This is a genomic window from Mesorhizobium sp. M1428, from assembly GCF_040317515.1.
Lineage (GTDB): Bacteria > Pseudomonadota > Alphaproteobacteria > Rhizobiales > Rhizobiaceae > Mesorhizobium.
Genome location: NZ_JAMYKT010000009.1, coordinates 144,544 through 162,174 on the forward strand (window position 1 = coordinate 144,544; position 17,631 = coordinate 162,174).

General features: G+C 62.8%; 16 protein-coding genes. 13 read left to right on the plus strand and 3 right to left on the minus strand.

Features of this window, described 5'->3' with window-relative positions; translation table 11 throughout:
- Positions 1-145: 145 nt before the first annotated feature.
- The gene (locus NKG60_RS15280; RefSeq protein ID WP_352975076.1) at positions 146-1,720 is read right to left on the minus strand and encodes a sigma-54-dependent transcriptional regulator; all 1,575 of its coding nucleotides are present in this window, start codon (positions 1,718-1,720) and stop codon (positions 146-148) included.
- A gap of 152 nt (positions 1,721-1,872) precedes the next feature.
- On the opposite strand from NKG60_RS15280, the gene NKG60_RS15285 reads away from it, so the two are divergent.
- Complete coding sequence (locus NKG60_RS15285) at positions 1,873-3,708, plus strand: M3 family oligoendopeptidase (RefSeq protein WP_352975077.1); 1,836 nt, start codon at positions 1,873-1,875, stop codon at positions 3,706-3,708.
- Positions 3,709-3,789: 81 nt separating this feature from the next.
- Here NKG60_RS15285 and NKG60_RS15290 read toward each other — a convergent pair whose 3' ends face one another.
- On the minus strand, positions 3,790-4,029 hold the full coding sequence (locus tag NKG60_RS15290; RefSeq protein WP_352975078.1) for a hypothetical protein: 240 nt from the start codon (positions 4,027-4,029) through the stop codon (positions 3,790-3,792).
- Positions 4,030-4,098: 69 nt separating this feature from the next.
- Between NKG60_RS15290 and NKG60_RS15295 the strand changes: the two genes are divergently transcribed.
- The 12 genes from NKG60_RS15295 (at position 4,099) to NKG60_RS15350 (ending at position 16,386) form a co-directional block, all read left to right on the plus strand.
- Positions 4,099-4,887, plus strand: a complete 789-nt coding sequence (locus tag NKG60_RS15295; RefSeq protein ID WP_352975079.1) for a helix-hairpin-helix domain-containing protein — start codon at positions 4,099-4,101, stop codon at positions 4,885-4,887.
- A 157-nt stretch (positions 4,888-5,044) separates the two neighbouring features.
- Complete coding sequence (locus NKG60_RS15300) at positions 5,045-6,196, plus strand: aminodeoxychorismate synthase component I (protein ID WP_352975080.1); 1,152 nt, start codon at positions 5,045-5,047, stop codon at positions 6,194-6,196.
- Positions 6,145-6,807 carry an aminotransferase class IV family protein gene (locus NKG60_RS15305; RefSeq protein WP_352975082.1) on the plus strand — a complete coding sequence of 221 codons (663 nt, stop codon included), beginning with the start codon at positions 6,145-6,147 and terminating at the stop codon, positions 6,805-6,807. Before NKG60_RS15300 ends, NKG60_RS15305 begins: the two co-directional genes overlap by 52 nt.
- 16 nt (positions 6,808-6,823) lie before the next feature.
- Positions 6,824-7,111: a YciI family protein gene (locus NKG60_RS15310; RefSeq protein ID WP_352665505.1), complete on the plus strand. Its 288-nt coding sequence runs from the start codon at positions 6,824-6,826 to the stop codon at positions 7,109-7,111.
- Positions 7,108-8,064 (plus strand): heme-dependent oxidative N-demethylase family protein, encoded by a 957-nt coding sequence (locus NKG60_RS15315; RefSeq protein WP_352665507.1) that lies wholly within the window; start codon positions 7,108-7,110, stop codon positions 8,062-8,064. The genes NKG60_RS15310 and NKG60_RS15315 overlap by 4 nt, the downstream gene beginning before the upstream one ends.
- Positions 8,048-9,286, plus strand: coding sequence for a hypothetical protein (locus NKG60_RS15320; protein ID WP_352975083.1), 1,239 nt, complete (start codon positions 8,048-8,050; stop codon positions 9,284-9,286). The genes NKG60_RS15315 and NKG60_RS15320 overlap by 17 nt, the downstream gene beginning before the upstream one ends.
- A 122-nt stretch (positions 9,287-9,408) precedes the next feature.
- A complete protein-coding gene (locus NKG60_RS15325; protein ID WP_352665511.1) occupies positions 9,409-10,854 on the plus strand; it encodes a homospermidine synthase in 1,446 nt (481 codons plus the stop codon).
- 85 nt (positions 10,855-10,939) lie between these two features.
- Positions 10,940-11,314: an outer membrane lipoprotein Omp10 gene (gene omp10, locus NKG60_RS15330; protein ID WP_352665656.1), complete on the plus strand. Its 375-nt coding sequence runs from the start codon at positions 10,940-10,942 to the stop codon at positions 11,312-11,314.
- 189 nt (positions 11,315-11,503) lie between these two features.
- Positions 11,504-13,615, plus strand: coding sequence for a 5'-nucleotidase C-terminal domain-containing protein (locus NKG60_RS15335; RefSeq protein WP_352975084.1), 2,112 nt, complete (start codon positions 11,504-11,506; stop codon positions 13,613-13,615).
- A 150-nt stretch (positions 13,616-13,765) separates the two neighbouring features.
- A complete protein-coding gene (gene hemH, locus NKG60_RS15340; RefSeq protein ID WP_352975085.1) occupies positions 13,766-14,830 on the plus strand; it encodes a ferrochelatase in 1,065 nt (354 codons plus the stop codon).
- A gap of 130 nt (positions 14,831-14,960) precedes the next feature.
- Complete coding sequence (locus NKG60_RS15345) at positions 14,961-15,911, plus strand: SPFH domain-containing protein (protein ID WP_352975086.1); 951 nt, start codon at positions 14,961-14,963, stop codon at positions 15,909-15,911.
- Between the two features lie 10 nt (positions 15,912-15,921).
- Positions 15,922-16,386: an NfeD family protein gene (locus NKG60_RS15350; protein WP_352975087.1), complete on the plus strand. Its 465-nt coding sequence runs from the start codon at positions 15,922-15,924 to the stop codon at positions 16,384-16,386.
- Between the two features lie 108 nt (positions 16,387-16,494).
- Here NKG60_RS15350 and NKG60_RS15355 read toward each other — a convergent pair whose 3' ends face one another.
- Positions 16,495-17,496, minus strand: coding sequence for a KpsF/GutQ family sugar-phosphate isomerase (locus NKG60_RS15355; protein WP_352489108.1), 1,002 nt, complete (start codon positions 17,494-17,496; stop codon positions 16,495-16,497).
- Positions 17,497-17,631 lie beyond the last annotated feature (135 nt).

Here is a 17,631-nt window from a genome sequence, read left to right on the forward strand (position 1 = left end):
CTGGTTTAGATCATGTTTTGGCGCTAGCTCGAAACACGATCTGTTACCGTCCGCCTTAATACGTGAACACTGCGGCGAATACCTCGTTTCGAGGCGTGCTTGCTTCGAATGGATGCCCGGATGAGAACCAGCTTGGCCCTGTGACTCAGGAAGCGAGCCGTTCGACGCGGCCGGTTTCCGGGTCGATGCCATATTCCTTGAGCTTGCGGTAGAGCGTCGACCGGCCGATGCCGAGGCGGCGGGCGACTTCGCTCATCTGGCCGTTGTAGTGGTCGATGGCGAGCTTGATCATTTCGAGTTCGACGTCGGCCAGAGCACGCACATTGCCGCGCTCGTCGAGCGCCCGCAGCGTGCCGAAGCGAGGCCTGGCCGGCGCGTCGGGATCGGCGGTTGCTATGCCGCCAACGGCCAAGTTGTCGCGCGGCTGGCTGCCCGAAGCCAAGCCGGAAGCTGGCCACCCTGGACCTGGTCCCCCTGAAGCTGGCCCCCCTGAATCTGGCAAGGCGATACCCGAATCGAGATTGACCGTGCCCTCGACCTGCGCCCGGATCTGCGGGAATTCTTCTTCGGTCAGCATGTCGCCGTCGGCAAGCACCGAAGCCCGGAAGACGGCGTTTTCGAGCTGCCTTATGTTGCCCGGCCAGTCGTAGGCCTGCAGCATGGCAAGCGCCGCAGCCGAGATGCCTCGCAGACGGTGGCGCGGATCGGTGGGCGCCACCTTCTCCATGAAGTGCTCGACCAGATAGGGGATGTCGTCGCGACGGTCGCGCAATGGCGGCACGAAGATCGGATAGACGTTCAGCCGATAGAACAGGTCCTCGCGGAACTTGCCGTCCTTGACCTGCTGCAGCAGGTTGCGATGGGTTGCTGAGATCAGCCTGATGTCGACCCTGACGGTCGAGCGCCCGCCAACCGGATCGACTTCGCCGTCCTGCACGGCGCGCAACAGCTTGACCTGCACGTCGAGCGGCAGGTCGCCGATTTCGTCAAGGAACAGCGTGCCGGTGTGCGCTTCGACGAACTTGCCGGTATGTTTTTCGGTGGCGCCGGTGAACGAGCCCTTCTCGTGCCCGAACAGGATCGATTCGACCAGATTGTCGGGGATGGCGCCGCAATTCACGGTGACGAACGGTTTCGAGCGGCGGTCGCCGCTGCCCTGGATGGCGCGCGCCACCAGTTCCTTGCCGACGCCGGATTCACCCTCGATCAGGATCGGAATGTTGGACGCCGCAGCCTTGCGGCCGAGCCGGATCACCCGATCCATCGCCGGACTTTGGGTGATCATGTCCTTGAACGTCAGATGGCCGCCGCGCTGCCGTGACGAGCGCTTCACCTCGCCTTCGAGCGCTTCGACCTTGAGGGCGTTGCCGATCGACGCCTGCAGCCTGTCGGGAGAGGCCGGCTTGACGACGAAATCGAAGGCGCCGTGACGCATTGCCGAAACGACGGTTTCGATGCCGCCCTGCGCGGTCTGCACGATGACGGGAATGTGGATGCCACGCTCGCGCATCGCCTTCAGCACGCCGATGCCGTCGAGGCCGGGCATCATCAGATCGAGGATGACCACCGACACGTCGCGCGCATTGGGTCCGTCGACGAGATCAAGACCGGCCTCGCCGCCATCGGCGACGATCGCGGTGTGGCCGAATTTCGTCACCGCCGCCTCGAGCAGCCGGCGCTGCACGGGATCGTCATCGACTATGAGTATGGAAGCTGCCATGACTGATCCGCCCGTGCCCGCCCGAGAATGCGCCCTATGGATCATCTTGGCACAGGGTTCTAAATAAGCTTTCAAAAAACCCGGTGAATGAATTCCTTAGGATTTGACCGGCTTCTCGTTTCCTCGAATTTTCGTATCTGGAAGGATCGGCAATGCGCATGGTTTTTGCTCGAAAGCTGGCGGCAGCGCCCGGTCAGGGCGTGGCGGAGCTTGGCGACCTGCCGGAATGGAATCTGGCCGATCTCTATTCGGGCATGGAAGCGCCCGAGCTGAAGCGCGACATCGTCCAGGCCGCCGCCGATGCCATCGCCTTCGAAAGCCGTTGGAAAGGCACGCTCGCCGCCGAGGCAGGGCGTGGCAGCGCCGGCAGGCTGGGCGAGGTGCTTCAGGCCTATGAAGCGCTGGAGGAGTTGATCGGCCGCATCGTCTCCTATGCCGGGCTTGTCTATGCCGGCAACACGTCGGATCCGCAGCGCGCCAAGCTCTATGGCGACATCCAGGAAAAGATGACCGATGCCAGCGCGCACCTGCTATTTTTCGCGCTCGAGCTGAACCTCATCGACGATGGCGCGATCGAAAATGCGCTCGCCGCCGATTCGGCCTTCGCCCATTACCGGCCCTGGGTGCTCGATCTGCGCAAGGACAAGCCCTATCAGCTCGAAGACCGCATCGAGCAGCTCTTCCATGAAAAATCGATCACCGGGCGCGGGGCCTGGAACCGCCTGTTCGACGAGACGATGACCGATTTGCGCTTCGACGTCGACGGCGAGGAGCTGACGCTGGAGCCGGCACTCAATCGTCTGCAGGACGCCGATGGCGAGGTGCGCCGCCGGGCGTCCGAGGCGCTGGCCACGACCTTCCGCAAGAATTTGCGCGTCTTTACGCTGGTCACCAACACGCTGGCCAAGGACAAGGAGATCTCCGACCGCTGGCGCGGCTTCGAGGACATTGCCGATTCCCGCCATCTCGCCAACCGCGTCGAACGCAGCGTGGTGGATGCACTCGCCGCCGCGGTCCGCGACGCCTATCCGCGCCTGTCGCATCGCTATTATGCGATGAAGGCGCGCTGGCTCGGCATGGAGGTGATGAACCACTGGGACCGCAATGCGCCCCTGCCGGAGACCCCACAGGCGGTCATCGGCTGGGACGAGGCCAAGAACACCGTGCTTTCCGCCTACCAGCGCTTTTCGCCCGACATGGCGGAGATCGCCAGAACTTTCTTCGACCGTAACTGGATCGACGCACCGGTGAGACCCGGCAAGTCGCCTGGTGCCTTCGCCCATCCGACCGTGCCTTCGGCGCATCCCTATGTGCTGCTCAACTACAGGGGCAAGCCGCGCGACGTGATGACGCTGGCGCACGAGCTCGGCCACGGCGTGCACCAGGTGCTGGCCGGCGGCCAGGGCGCCTTGATGGCATCGACGCCACTGACGCTGGCCGAAACCGCATCGGTGTTCGGCGAGATGCTGACGTTCCGCTCGCTGCTCGAGCAGACCACCGACAAGCGCGAACGCAAGGCCATGCTCGCCCAGAAGGTCGAGGACATGATCAACACGGTCGTGCGCCAGATCGCCTTCTACGAGTTCGAGCGCAAGGTGCATGCCGAGCGCAAGAGCGGCGAATTGACCTCCGACAGGCTCGGCCAGTTCTGGTTGGAAGTGCAGGCGGAAAGCCTCGGGCCGGCGATCAAGCTGCGCGACGGGTACGAGGTTTTCTGGACCTATATCCCGCACTTCATCCACTCGCCTTTCTATGTCTATGCCTATGCATTCGGCGATTGCCTGGTGAACTCGCTCTACGCGGTCTACCAGAACGCCGAGCGCGGTTTTCAGGAGAAATATTTTGCCATGCTGCGCGCCGGCGGCACCAAGCATCATTCCGAGCTTCTGGCGCCGTTCGGCCTCGACGCGGCCGACCCTGCCTTCTGGCAGATCGGGCTTGGCGTGATCAGCGGACTGATCGACGAGCTGGAAGCACTGGACAATTGATGACCAACACTGGGTGATGCGCAACACCGGATGACCGGGTTTTCCAGAACAGTTTAGCTGCAATGCATATTGGCGACGATTCTATTCTTGTCTTGGATATTTGTTCTTAAATAACTTTCCATGGAAGTTTTCCGTTAGATTCCCGTAAGCTGTATGATAGCGTCCGCCCTCAAGCTCAGCCGGGCACGAATGGATCCGGTCGGAAAATCCCGACCCGTTCATGGCATGCCGGCGGATGCGACAACGGTTGTTGGCCAGGGGCAAACCGGTCGCCGACAGCTCGATCGAAGCCGGCTGTTCTGCAAATTGCGGAATCACCATCGAATGATCCTTCGCCGGTCATGGCTCCACAGGCCAGGGCGGACGGATCGGACTGGAGAGAGAAAGACAATGGGCACTTTTTTCTACATGCTCCTGGCGTTCTTGGTAGGTGTGTTGGTTGGCTGGTTCATTTGGGGACGCCTGCGTGGCGAACTCGACAGTTTGCGCGGCGATCTCGACCGCACGCGCAGCGAACGGGACAGGTTGCGGGCCGATAGCGACCGTCTGACCGGTGAGTTGGATGCATGCGGCCGCGCCCGCGCCGACCTCGAACGCCGGCTGGGCGAGGCGAAAACCACCCAGGCGCCAACCGCGAAGGCGGCAACAGCCAAGGCGCCAGCTGCCAAGGCAGGCGCGACCAAGACGGCGATGCAGGCGCCGTCAACCCTGATGTCGACATCCGCACCAGCCAAACCGGCGCCGAAGAAATCTGCAACGGCAAAGGCCGCGACCGCGGCACGCGCAAGTGCGGCGAAAACGGCAACACCGAAACCGCCTGCATCGAAAGCGAGCGCCGTGCCCAGGACCGCGCCGGCAGCAAGCAAGGCTGCGCCAGCTGCAAAGAAAGCCGCGACCAGCAAGGCAACAGCGACTGCCCCAGGCAAAGCCAACGATCTGCGTCGCCTGATCGGCATCGGCCCGACCAACGAGCGGCTGCTCAAAGGGCTTGGGGTCACGACCTATGCCCAGATCGCCGCCTGGACACCCGACGATGTCAAGCGGATCGAGGCGACGTTGAATTTCGACGGCCGCATCGAACGTGAACGCTGGATCGAGCAGGCGAAACTGCTTGCCGCCGGCGACGAAAAGGAATTTGCGCGCCGCTTCCCGACCGCGGGAGAAGCCAGCAATACCTGAGCCATTGCAAGGCGGCATCTGGAACAAGGCGGCGTCCTCTGGCGCCGCTTTTGTTTTTGCCTCCCGCGCCTTTGCGTCTTGAGACGCCGTTCCCTCGATTGCGAACGGTCGAGCCCCCATATAGATCGATCGCTGGTGACCGCAGCATCCGAGCCTTATGTCCCTGCCCCTGCCCTTTGCAATTTTCAGGAACGACGAGACCGCGCGTCAGCTCGTTTTCGACCGGCCGGCCGAGATAATCGCAGCGCATGGCGAGGCGGATTTTTTGCCGGCGCTGGAAGCCGCGCAGGCAGCACATGACGGCGGCAAATGGCTGGCCGGCTATTTCTCCTACGAGGCCGGTTACCTGCTCGAACCCAAGCTCGTTCCGCTGCTGCCGGCCGGCCGTCGCGCCCCGCTTTTCTGCCTCGGCGTGTTCGACGCGCCGGTCGAGGAGACGGTCGCGCCAGGCGATCCGCCGGCTAGCAACGGCCCGATCTTCGACGCCAAGGCAGCCTGGTCTTCGGACGACTACGCCAAACGCTTTGCCAGGCTGCATGACCACATACGCAAGGGCGACTGCTACCAGGGCAATCTGACCTTTCCGATCCATGCGCAATGGTCGGGCGATCCGCTGGCCGCCTTCAACGCGCTGACCGAACGCCAGCCGGTGAAGTACGGGGCGCTGGTCGCGTTCGGCGATCCGATCGTCTTGTCGCGTTCGCCCGAACTGTTCTTCGAGGTCGACGCGGAAGGCATGATCGAGACGCATCCGATGAAGGGCACCGCGCCGCGCGGCGCCACCAAGGCGGAGGACGACCGCCTGAAAGCGTTCTTGCGCAACGACGAGAAGAACCAGGCCGAGAACCGGATGATTGTCGATCTCCTGCGCAACGACATCTCACTGATCAGCGAGGTTGGCACGCTCGATGTGCCGGAGCTTTTCCGCATCGAGAGCTACCCGACAGTCCACCAGATGGTGAGCCGTGTGCGGGCGAAACTCTTGCCCGGCCTCGCCATCCGCCAGATTTTCGCCGCGCTGTTCCCCTGCGGCTCGATTACCGGCGCACCGAAGATCCGCGCCATGGAGATCCTGCGTGAGCTGGAAGCTGGCCCGCGCGATGTATATTGCGGCGCCATAGGCTGGATCGCGCCCGGCGGCCGGATGCGCTTTTCCGTGGCGATCCGCACCATCTCGCTCTTTGCCAATGGCGAGGCGGTCTACAATGTCGGCGGTGGCGTCGTCTTCGATTCGACGGCCGAAGAGGAGTACCAGGAGTGTCTGCTGAAAGCCCGTTTCGCGACGGGAACACTGCCGATTTCGAACTGATCGAAACAATGCGCTGGGAACCCGACTCGGGTTTCCTCCGTTTCGACCGCCATCTCGCGCGGCTTTACGGCTCGGCAAACGAACTCGGCTTCGCCTGCGATCCGCAAAGGGTCGGCGAAGCGCTGATGAACGCGGTTGGTCCCCAACAGATCGCGTTGCGCACACGCCTCGTCCTGTCGCGCAATGGCGAAGTCGCGGTTTCGGTGCAGCCCTACGAGCCGCTTGCCGCCGACAAGGTCTGGACACTGCAGCTGGCACGGGTGCTGCTTGACTCGAGCGACACGCTGCTGCGCCACAAGACCAGCCGCCGCCAAACCTTTACGCGCGCCCGCGCCGAATATCTTGCCGGCCGGGCCGACGAGGTGCTGCTCGCCAATGAGCGCGGCGAAATCTGCGAGGGCACGATCACCAACGTCTTTGCCGATTTCGGCGAGGGCGTGCTGGCCACGCCCCGGCTCGATTGCGGCCTGCTGCCTGGCGTCCTGCGCGGTGAACTGCTGGATCAAGGCCGCGCCGGTGAAGCGGTCTACACGTGGAACGAACTGAAATCGGCCAAGGCGCTGTTCGTCGGCAACTCGCTGCGCGGATTGATCCCGGCGCGGCTGGGCTGAAGCATCGGAGACAACAATGTTCGTGGTTTCGCTGAACTACAAGGTGCCGCTGACCGAGATCGACCGCCTGCAGCAAGCGCATGTCGAGTGGCTGAAGGCCTGCTACGCGCAAGGTATCTTTGTCGCCTCGGGGCCAAAGCGGCCAAGGACCGGCGGCATCATCATCGCGCACGGTCCACGCGAAGTGCTCGATGCCAGACTGGCTGACGATCCCTTCGCCAAGGCAGGTGCCGCCGATTACGAAATCACCGAATTCACGGCGAGAATGGCCACTGCCGCACTGGAAGCCTACAAAGAAGCATGAGTTTCCGCCCACCGACCCACACACCCTATGACGGCTCGTCGAAACTGTTCACCATCGGGCTGAAACCGCTCAATCTCGATAGCTGGATCGAGGTCGACGAATATCTGCTGCCCTATCTTGCCGAGAAACGCCGGCTTTACGCGGAAATTCCCGGCAAGGTTTTTGTCGAGGAGCAAACAACGCGCGAGGCCCAGCGCGAAGTGCTCGATCTGCTCGGTGCGCATTTGGCGGCGAACTTTCCTGAGACCCACAGGCGTACCGACAACGCGATCGAGGTGATCGGCGGCACCGACAATCTCGAGGGCTCAGGCACCTCAGCTCCTTTCAGCGATGCGCCGCTTGTCGCGGCCTCGTTACTCGTCCAGGAGGATTTGATCCTGATGCGCCGCGACGAGAGCGGCTGGCGCCTGGCGGCCGGCTCGCTCTGCTTCCCCTCGTCATGGTCGCTGATCGAAAAATTCGGCAAGCCGCTGCAGCAGATCCACGCGCCGGTACCGGGTTTCGGTCCTGGCACACGGCCGGCCGATCTCATCAACCGCATGTTCGACGGCCTCCAGGGCCAAGCCGTCGAGCGCTACAACTGGTCGATCCAGGCGGGCAATGCGCTCTACCATCCGCTCTCCAACCTCGAGCGCATCGACCGTGCCAGCAGTCGCCCGTCGAGATTCCCGGACGGCGACATCGACGCCCATGCCTTTATTCGCGTCGAGCGGCAGACCCTGAGAAAGCTCCCCGTTTCGGGCGACATACTCTTCACCATTCGCATCCATCTCGATCCGCTCGCCGTGCTGGAACGCCATCGCGACCGCGCGGCGCTCTCAGCGTCCTTGGCCGAACAACTTCTGGCGCTGGACGAGGCACAGCTCGACTACAAGGGGATGACCGCCGACCGTGACCGGCTGACGGAACGACTGAAAGTCATGGCTTGGGGGAACAATGATCCAGCATCTTAGCAGTCCGGTCACGTTCATGGCCGCGATCCTGGTACTGTCGACAGCAGCCGAAGCGGAGCCGGTGACTTATGCCGGCAAGCTTGGAAAAAGCGATATCGTCGTCGAATTCACCGGCGATCCGGCGGCCACCGACGGCCCGCTGGCCGGCCGCTACTTCTACCGCTCGAAGGGCGTCGACATCCCGCTGCAAGCCAGGTCGCAGAAGGGCAGCAAGTTCGAACTGGCCGAGGAGGAGGCATGCGGCGCCGATAATTGCGATGACGGAAAGGCCGCGCCGATCGCCGCTGTGTGGCGCCTGGCCTCATCCAGTAACGGCAAGACCCTTGAAGGCAGCTGGAACGGAAAGAAGGCGCTGCCGCTCAGATTGGAACGGGTCGCAAGTCGGCAGGTGACTGGGAGCGAGCCCAGCACCCCGCTCGATCTCTACGATTTCAGCTTCATGAAGTTCTTCGGCAATGACACGCCGCTCACCATGGAAACGTCCCCCTATGACTATCTGCGGATGGACACTCAGCTCGATAACGGCAAGACCACTGGTTGGCCGGACGCGACCTACCGCTACGTCGTCGACCCCCGCACCAAATTCGCCACGCCGCGCATTGTCGAACTGTCCGGCAACGTTTCGGTCGAGGCCGCGAATGCTCTGCTGCAAGACAGGCACTGGCGCGCAAACATCGGCGCACTGGGCTGCGTGGCTGCGCAATACGCCGGTTTCAACGAAGGCGGGCCGATTGACGGTGTGAACGACGGCACGCTCGGCGGCTGTGAGGACAGCACATTCGAAGTGAGCTCGCTGACGCCGCGGCTGATGAGCTGGCGGGAGTCCGGCAGCATCTTCTGCGGCGGAGCGCATCCGACCAACTATTCGGACGCCTACATCATGGATGTGCGGCGCGGCGTCCTGCTTGGCCTTCAGGACATTTTCTCGGATACGGTGGATGGCAAGCCCGGTCCTTCCCTCGCCTCCTTGGTCAAGCAGCGGCGCAAGAAACCGACCGATCAGACCGACATCGATCACGAAGCCGAATGCGGCATGGACGATCTCATCGGCGAATATCTGGCGGTCAGCCTCTGGCGGGAGGGCGACAAGCAGGTTCTGGTGTTCGGGCTCCAGACCCTTCCGCATGCCATCCAGGCCTGCGCCGACGATCTGCTGGAACTACCGGTCTCCGAGGCACGTGACCTCTTCAAGCCTGAATTCGCAAGACTGGTCGAGCCGTAGCCGGGATGGCGCGGCGTGAGGCCGGCCGTCCGCTTTTCGCTTTATTGTGACAATGATCTATGGTTTGTCGCGCCGCGGCCAAGCCGCTGTTCCGAAGCGTTTTTTGAGGGAGTAATCGATAAATGGCGAATGAAAACTGGCCCGTTTACGGTGAGATCACCGGCCCTGTCGTGATGATCGGCTTCGGCTCGATCGGACGGGGAACGCTGCCGCTGATCGAGCGCCATTTCAAATTCGACAAGTCGCGCATGACGGTCATCGACCCGCGCGACGCCGACCGCAAATTGCTCGACGAGCGCGGCATCACCTTCATGCAGGATGCGGTGACCAAAAAGAACTACAAGAAGCTGCTGACACCGCTTTTGACCAATGGCGGCGGCCAGGGCTTTTGCGTCAACCTGTCGGTCGACACTTCCTCGCTCGAGCTGATGAAGCTCTGCCGCAAGCTTGGCGTCCTCTACGTCGACACGGTGGTCGAGCCTTGGCTCGGCTTCTATTTCGACGAAAAGGCCGACAATGCCTCACGCACCAACTATGCGCTGCGCGAGACGGTGCGTACTGAAATCGCGAAGAACCCGGGCGGCACCACGGCGATCTCGTGCTGCGGCGCCAATCCCGGCATGGTCTCGTGGTTCGTCAAGCAGGCACTGGTCAACCTCGCCACAGATCTTGGCCTCGACTTCTCGGAACCCGCGCAGCACGATCGCGAAGGCTGGGCCAGGCTGATGAAGAAGGCCGGCGTCAAGGGCATCCATATCGCCGAGCGCGACACCCAGCGCACCAAGAAACCCAAGCCGATGAACGTGTTCTGGAACACCTGGTCGGTCGAAGGCTTCATTTCGGAAGGCCTGCAGCCGGCCGAGCTCGGTTGGGGCACGCATGAGACGTGGATGCCGAAGAACGCCAAAAAGCACAAGAACGGCTCGAAGGCCGCGATCTTTCTGGAGCAGCCCGGCGCCAACACGCGCGTGCGCACATGGTGCCCGACGTCCGGTCCGCAATACGGCTTCCTGGTGACGCATAATGAGGCGATTTCGATTGCCGATTTCTTCACTTTGTACAGCAAGAAGGGCAAGGTGCAGTACCGGCCGACCTGCCATTACGCCTATCATCCCTGCAACGACGCCGTGCTGTCACTGCACGAGATGTTCGGTGCCGCCGGCGAGGCTCAGCCCGTACATCACGTGCTCGACGAAAACGAACTGGTCGATGGCATCGACGAACTCGGCGTGCTGCTCTACGGCCACGCCAAGAACGCCTACTGGTACGGCTCGCAGCTGTCGCTGGCCGAGGCGCGCAAGCTGGCGCCCTACCAGAACGCCACCGGCATGCAGGTCACGTCGGCGGTGCTGGCCGGCATGGTCTGGGCGCTGGAAAATCCCGAGGCCGGCATCGTCGAAGCCGACGAGATGGATTACAAGCGCTGCCTCGACGTGCAGAACCCATATCTCGGGCCGGTCAGGAGCTATTATACGGACTGGACACCGCTCGACAATCGGCCTGGTCTGTTTTCCGAGGACCTCGACACCAAAGACCCGTGGCAATTCCGCAACATCCTCGTTCGATAGCAGCGTTGCCTCGACACTCCGCCAGCTTGCAATCGCCCGGAAATCGGGCGATTGAAGAGGGCGGACCGAGGAGAGGAATTTGATGATGACGATTGTGCAAAGGTTGCTTTCGGCTGGCGTTGCCGCAGCCGCTGCCGTCACGTTGGCGGCCTGCACCACCACCGGCCCAGGCGAGCCGCCGGTGATCACGGCCAAAGGGGTCGAAGGCTCCTGGATCGACGCGCAGGGCACGGGCTTGTCCACCTTCAGGGGCGGCAGCTTCGCGACCGTCGCCACCGATACCGGCCAGAAGCTTGCCGATGGCAGCTACACCATGACCGGCGGCACCTCAGTCGAGATCCATGGCACTTCGCTGATCCGCCAGACGCCGATCAGCTTCAACTGCTTGATGGTCTCCACCAGCCAGCTCAATTGCACCAGCGCGAGCGGGCAGAATTTTGTGCTGACCAGGCGCACCTGAAATTCGATTCCGACTTGACTTTGCAAAGGGCGGCGGCTTCAAGCCGCCGTCTTCTTGCGCCGGCAAAGCTGATGCCGATTTCCGCTTGCATCGACTGAAACGCGATGTGAACATGGCCCGAGAGGGCTGTTACGTCCCAGTCAAACAAGAGCGTTAAACGCGTCTGGTCCAGTTATCCGGGAGACGAGAATGAAGAAGATCGCTGCCATCGCCGCGCTGTCGGCATCGGCGCTTGGCCTGTCGGCAGGGGTATCCTTTGCCGACTACACGCTGAACATCCTGCACATCAACGACTGGCACAGCCGCATCGAGAGCAACAACAAGTATGAATCGACCTGCTCGGCCGAGGAGGAGACCAAGGGCGAATGCGTCGGCGGCGCCGGCCGCCTGGTCACCGCGATCGCCCAGGAGCGCAAGAAGCTGCAAGGCCAGAACGTGCTGCTGCTCAGCGCCGGCGACAATTTCCAGGGCTCGCTCTTCTACACGACCTACAAGGGTAAGACCGAAGGCGAATTCCTCAACCAGATGAAATTCGATGCCGAGGTGGTCGGCAACCATGAGTTCGACGATGGCGAGTCGGCGCTGGCGCCGTTTCTCGACATGATCCAGTTTCCGGTGCTCGGCGCCAACGTGAAGGCCAATGCGCAATCCAAGCTCGGCGACCGCGTCAAGCCGTCGATCGTGGTCGAGGTCGGCGGCCAGAAGATCGGCATCGTCGGCGCGGTCACCAACGACACGCCGGGGCTTGCCTCCCCTGGCCCGAACATCGCCATTGAAGACGACGTCAAGTCGATCACCGCTGAGGTCGAGAAACTGAAGGGAGAGGGCGTCAACAAAATCATCGCGGTCACCCATATCGGCTACAAGCGCGAGCGCGACGTGATCGCCAAGATCCCGGGCGTCGACGTGGTGGTCGGCGGCCACAGCCATTCGCTGCTTTCCAACACCGACCCCAAGGCGGAAGGCCCTTATCCGACGATGGTCGACAATCCGGACGGCTACAAAGTGCCGGTCGTGCAGGCGGCGTCCTATTCGAAATATCTCGGCGAGTTCAAGGTCGTGTTCGACGACAACGGCGTCGTCAAGGAGGCCAGCGGCGATCCTATCCATCTCGACAAATCGATCATTCCCGACCCCGCCGTGCTTGCCCGTATCAAGGAACTCGGCGCGCCGATCGAGGCTTTGAAGAACAAGGAAGTCGCCGAGACCACCAAGGCGATCGACGGCAGCCGCGAAAACTGCCGCGCCCGCGAATGCGAGATGGGCAATCTGGTCTCCGACGCCGTCCTCGACCGGGTCAAGGGCCAGGGTGTAGAGATCGTCATCTCGAATGGTGGCGGCTTGCGCGCCTCGATCGACCAGGGCACCGTCACCATGGGCGAGGTTCTCACCGTCCTGCCGTTTCAGAACACGCTGGCGACCTTCCAGATCTCCGGTAAGGATCTGGTTGCCGGCCTCGAAAGCGGCCTCAGCCAGGTCGAGGACGGCGCCGGGCGCTTCCCGCAGGTTGCCGGCCTGAAATATGCGTTCGACAAATCGGCGCCGCCTAACGGACGCGTCAAATCGGTCGAGGTGATGGAAGGCGGCGCCTGGACGCCGATCAAACCGGAGAAGGACTACCTGGTCGCCACCAACAACTATGTCCGCCAGGGCGGCGACGGCTACAAGGTGTTCGCCGAGAAGGCCAAGAACGCCTATGATTACGGCCCGGGGCTGGAACAGGTCGTTGCCGATTACCTCGGCGCGCACCGGCCCTATACGCCGAAGCTCGATGGCCGCATCACCGAGATCGCCGCGACCGGAGCCCCGACCGCAGAACCTGCCAACCCGGCCGAACCGCCAAAACCTGCTGAGGCAGCGCCGATAAAGCCTGCTGAGCCGGCAATGCCCGAAATGCCGGCCGGCTCCGGCGACATTTCCAAAACGCCGCCGGCCGTCCCGGCGGAAACCGCGCCGGCAACACCCGCACCCGCCGAGCCGGCCCAGCCGGCGGCACCTGCGGCTCCGGCCACACCGGCTCCGGCGACCCCTGCTCCGGCCGAACCGGCCAAGCCCGCCGAGACAGCGCCTGCCCCGAGTCAGCCAGCCCCAAGTGAGCCGGCAAAACCTGCCGAGCCGGCTGCGACGGCACCAGCCGAAAGCAGCCATGTAATCGTCGCCGGCGATACCTATTGGGATCTCGCGGTGAAGGCCTATGGCGACGGCACCAAATGGAAAATGATCTACGATGCCAACAAAGCCTACGAGCCACGCCGGCTGCCGGTCGGCGCAACCTTGACTATCCCGGCGGCCTCGAAGTAATCCGGCCGCATGAACGCAATGCACCCGCCCGGCAAACCGGGCGGGTGTTGCGTTTCTGGGATTAGCTGCGGCCAGACGCTGCATTTGAAAACCGGCGCGGCATCGCTACTTTCGCCGCGGCACCGTTGGTTCGCGGTGTTGGAGAACCTCATGACGCGTGCCAGCCCTGCTGAAATCAAAGCCGAGAGGACCACCGCCTCGCCGTCGGCAGGGCGCCCTCTGGTCAGGACCGGCAAGGTCGGTGTCATGCTGATCAATCTCGGCACCCCGGACGGCACCGGCTTCAAGCCGATGTGGCGCTACCTCCGGGAGTTCCTGTCCGATCCGCGCGTCATCGAGCTCAACAAGGCGATCTGGTATCCGATCCTCTATGGCGTGGTCCTCACCACCCGGCCGAAGAAATCGGGCGCCAACTATGCCAGGATATGGAACCGGGAGCGCAACGAGTCGCCGCTGCGAACCTACACCCGTGCCCAGGCCGAGAAGCTCGGGCTTGCGCTCGGCGATTTACCCAACGTCGTCGTCGACTGGGCGATGCGCTACGGCAACCCTTCGACCGAGAGCGTGGCCAACAGACTGGTCGAGCAAGGCTGCGACCGCGTCCTGTCTTTCCCGCTCTATCCGCAATATTCGGCGACGACGACTGCGACTGCCAACGACCAACTGTTTCGCGCGCTGATGAAGATGCGCCGCGCCCCGGCCATTCGCAGCGTGCCGCCCTATTACAACGAGCCGGCCTATATCGAGGCGCTCGCCCGTTCGATCGAAAAGCATCTGGCGAGCCTCGACTTCGAACCGGAAATTGTCATCGCTTCCTATCACGGCATTCCGAAACCCTATTCCGACAAGGGCGACCCCTACCAAGCCCATTGCCTCGAGACGACGCGGCTGCTGCGCGAAAAGCTCGGCTGGGATGAAAAGAAGCTGATTACCACCTTCCAGTCGCGCTTCGGCGCGCAGGAATGGCTGCAGCCCTACACCGACAAGACGGTCGAAAGACTAGGGCGCGAAGGCGTGAAATCGATCGCCATCGTCAATCCGGGATTTTCCGTCGACTGCATCGAGACGCTGGACGAAATCGGCAGGGAAGCGGCCGAGAGCTTCCACCATGCCGGCGGTGAAAAGTTCGCACACATCCCTTGCCTCAACGACAGCGCCGAGGGCATGGCGGTGATCGAGGCGATGGTGCGGCGCGAGTTGTCCGGCTGGGCCTGAACAGATCACCCGTCCATGCACCGGCAATCCGTGATCACCTGATTGTCACGTTGCTGAAACACACTTAAGTGTTTGGTCAAGTCGGCCGCGTGGAATGTCCAACATGGCCGGCTTTTGAGGGGAGAGCCAAATGGGTTTCAGTGGTTTTGATATCGCGCTTCTTGTTCTTGTCGCCCTTGTCGTGCTGGTGCTGTTCAAGGGCATCCGGACAATTCCGCAAGGCTATAATTATACGGTCGAACGCTTCGGCCGTTACACCAAGACCTTGAACCCTGGCCTGAACCTCATCGTTCCATTCATCGACCGTATCGGCGCCAAGATGAACATGATGGAGCAGGTGCTCGACGTTCCGACGCAGGAGATCATCACCCGCGACAACGCCACCGTTGCCGTCGATGGCATCGCCTTCTATCAAGTACTCAATGCGGCGCAGGCCGCCTACCAGGTCTCCGGCCTGCAGAACGCCATTCTCAATCTCACGATGACCAACATCCGCACCGTGATGGGCTCGATGGACCTCGACGAACTATTGTCGAACCGTGACGCCATCAACGAGCGCCTGCTGCGCGTCGTTGACGAGGCGGCGCACCCCTGGGGTATCAAGATCACCCGTGTCGAGATCAAGGACATCAACCCGCCGGCCAATCTCGTCGAATCGATGGGCCGCCAGATGATGGCCGAGCGCAATAAGCGCGCCCAGATCCTCGCCGCCGAAGGCCTCAAACAGTCGCAGATTCTGGAGGCCGAGGGCCGCAAGGAAGCCGCCTTCCGCGACGCCGAGGCGCGCGAGCGATCGGCCGAGGCTGAAGCACGTGCCACGCAGGTGGTGTCGGAGGCGATCTCCAAGGGCGACGTGCAGGCGCTCAACTACTTCGTCGCGCTGAAATACACCGAAGCGCTGACCAAGATCGGCTCAGCGACAAACAGCAAGCTCGTTCTGATGCCGATGGAGGCCTCATCGCTGATCGGCACGCTCGGCGGCATTGGTGAAATCGCCAAGGAGGTTTTCCGGAGCGAAGGCACCGCCGGCGCCGCACGACAGGCCGCCCGCCCGCCGGTGGTTCGCCCGAGCGAAACCTGAGGCCGCCGCCATGTTCGACCGTATTGTTTCCGAACTCGGCCCGTGGACCTGGATGGTCCTCGGCTTCGTCCTGCTGGTAATGGAGGTCATCGCGCCGGGCATTTTCATGCTGTGGATCGGCATTGCCGCGCTGTTGATCGGCGTCGTCTCACTTCTCATCTGGGATGCCGCTTTCTGGACCTGGCAAGTCCAGGTCCTCGCCTTCCTCGCGCTGTCGCTGGTCTCGGCTTATGTCGGCAAGCGGCTGGTGGGCGGGCGCCACGATGAAACCGACCAGCCCCTGCTCAACCGTCGCGGCGCGCAGATGGTCGGCCGGACGGCGACCCTTGCCGAGCCGATCAAGGACGGGCGCGGCCGTATCAAGCTGGGCGACACGTTGTGGCGCGTCTCCGGCCCTGACCTACCGGCCGGCACGCAAGTGCGCGTGACAGGTGGCGCTGATACCGACCTGGAACTGACGGTCGAGGCGGTCTAGAAGCCCGCTAAAGCAATTCCAGGAAAAGTGTGAAACGGTTTTCCGACCGGAATTGCGCAAAAACAAAGAGATAGAGCGGTTCGGCGTTCCGTGAAACGATTAACCGCTCTAGGCAGCACCGATGCGCAGCAGGTCGTGCAGATGGACGAGCCCGATCGGCCGCCTGCCTTCGACCACCATCAGGCTGGTGATGGCCGAGTCGTTGATCGTCTGCAGCGCCGTCGCAACAAGCGTGTCGGGCGCGGCCATTTTCGGCTCTCTGGTCATTACCTGATCGACGCTCATGGCCAGGAGATCGCTGCCGATATGGCGCCTGATGTCACCGTCGGTGATGATGCCGATCAGCTTGCCGTCCGCGGCAGTCACCGCCACGCAGCCAAACCCCTTGCGCGACAATTCGAGGATCGCCTCGCGCATGCCGGTGCCCGACGACACCAGCGGCAGCCTGTCGCCGACATGCATGATCTCGCGGATCTGCGTCAGGTTGGCTCCGAGCTGGCCGCCGGGATGGAACGTGCGGAAATGGTCCGGGGTGAAGCCGCGTGCCTCGAGCAGCGCGATGGCCAGCGCATCGCCCATCACCATTTGCAGCAGCGTCGAGGTCGTCGGCGCAAGGCCGTGCGGACAGGCTTCCGGGGCTCGCGGCAGCAGAAGCACGACGTCGGCCGCGCGCGCCAGAGCCGATTTTTCGCCCGCAGTGACCGCGACCAGCGGGATCGAGAAGCGCCTCGAATAGGCGATGATGCCTTTGAGCTCGAGGCTTTCCCCCGACCACGACAGCGCGACTATGGCGTCGTTCCTGGCGATCATGCCGAGGTCGCCGTGATTGGCTTCGGCAGGGTGGACGAAGAAGGCCGGCGTGCCGGTCGAGGCGAGCGTTGCGGCAATCTTCGAGCCGATATGGCCGCTTTTGCCTACCCCGGTGACGATGACGCGGCCATCGATCTGCGACACCATGCCGACGGCTCGTGCGAACGGCTCGGCCAGCCCGTTTTCGAGAGCGTCTGCCAGTGCCGCGACGCCGGCCTGCTCCGTCGCCACCGTTCTCAGCGCCGAGGCAATCGCGGCCTGCCCGTCGTGCCGCTTCCTGTCTGGGGATTTCACGTCCATGGACGATGCGATTAGCGCTTCGGCGCGCGCCTGTCCAACGGAATTGCCGTCCCGAACCTCCTGACGGGCCATCCCTCAACGCTCCGTTAACCATCCCCATTTACGGTTTCGTAAGTATGGCGCGCGTGCGCCGCG

Bases quoted from the DNA above. Each gene is read 5' to 3' on its own strand.
- NKG60_RS15300 (WP_352975080.1), top strand. From the start codon at position 5,045: ATGTCCCTGCCCCTGCCCTTTGCAATTTTCAGGAACGACGAGACCGCG.
- NKG60_RS15350 (WP_352975087.1), top strand. From the start codon at position 15,922: ATGTTCGACCGTATTGTTTCCGAACTCGGCCCGTGGACCTGGATGGTC.
- NKG60_RS15320 (WP_352975083.1), top strand. From the start codon at position 8,048: ATGATCCAGCATCTTAGCAGTCCGGTCACGTTCATGGCCGCGATCCTG.
- NKG60_RS15355 (WP_352489108.1), bottom strand. From the start codon at position 17,496: ATGGACGTGAAATCCCCAGACAGGAAGCGGCACGACGGGCAGGCCGCG.
- NKG60_RS15345 (WP_352975086.1), top strand. From the start codon at position 14,961: ATGGGTTTCAGTGGTTTTGATATCGCGCTTCTTGTTCTTGTCGCCCTT.
- NKG60_RS15315 (WP_352665507.1), top strand. From the start codon at position 7,108: ATGAGTTTCCGCCCACCGACCCACACACCCTATGACGGCTCGTCGAAA.
- hemH (WP_352975085.1), top strand. From the start codon at position 13,766: ATGACGCGTGCCAGCCCTGCTGAAATCAAAGCCGAGAGGACCACCGCC.
- NKG60_RS15285 (WP_352975077.1), top strand. From the start codon at position 1,873: ATGCGCATGGTTTTTGCTCGAAAGCTGGCGGCAGCGCCCGGTCAGGGC.
- NKG60_RS15280 (WP_352975076.1), bottom strand. From the start codon at position 1,720: ATGGCAGCTTCCATACTCATAGTCGATGACGATCCCGTGCAGCGCCGG.
- NKG60_RS15335 (WP_352975084.1), top strand. From the start codon at position 11,504: ATGAAGAAGATCGCTGCCATCGCCGCGCTGTCGGCATCGGCGCTTGGC.
- NKG60_RS15290 (WP_352975078.1), bottom strand. From the start codon at position 4,029: ATGGTGATTCCGCAATTTGCAGAACAGCCGGCTTCGATCGAGCTGTCG.
- omp10 (WP_352665656.1), top strand. From the start codon at position 10,940: ATGACGATTGTGCAAAGGTTGCTTTCGGCTGGCGTTGCCGCAGCCGCT.
- NKG60_RS15310 (WP_352665505.1), top strand. From the start codon at position 6,824: ATGTTCGTGGTTTCGCTGAACTACAAGGTGCCGCTGACCGAGATCGAC.
- NKG60_RS15295 (WP_352975079.1), top strand. From the start codon at position 4,099: ATGGGCACTTTTTTCTACATGCTCCTGGCGTTCTTGGTAGGTGTGTTG.
- NKG60_RS15325 (WP_352665511.1), top strand. From the start codon at position 9,409: ATGGCGAATGAAAACTGGCCCGTTTACGGTGAGATCACCGGCCCTGTC.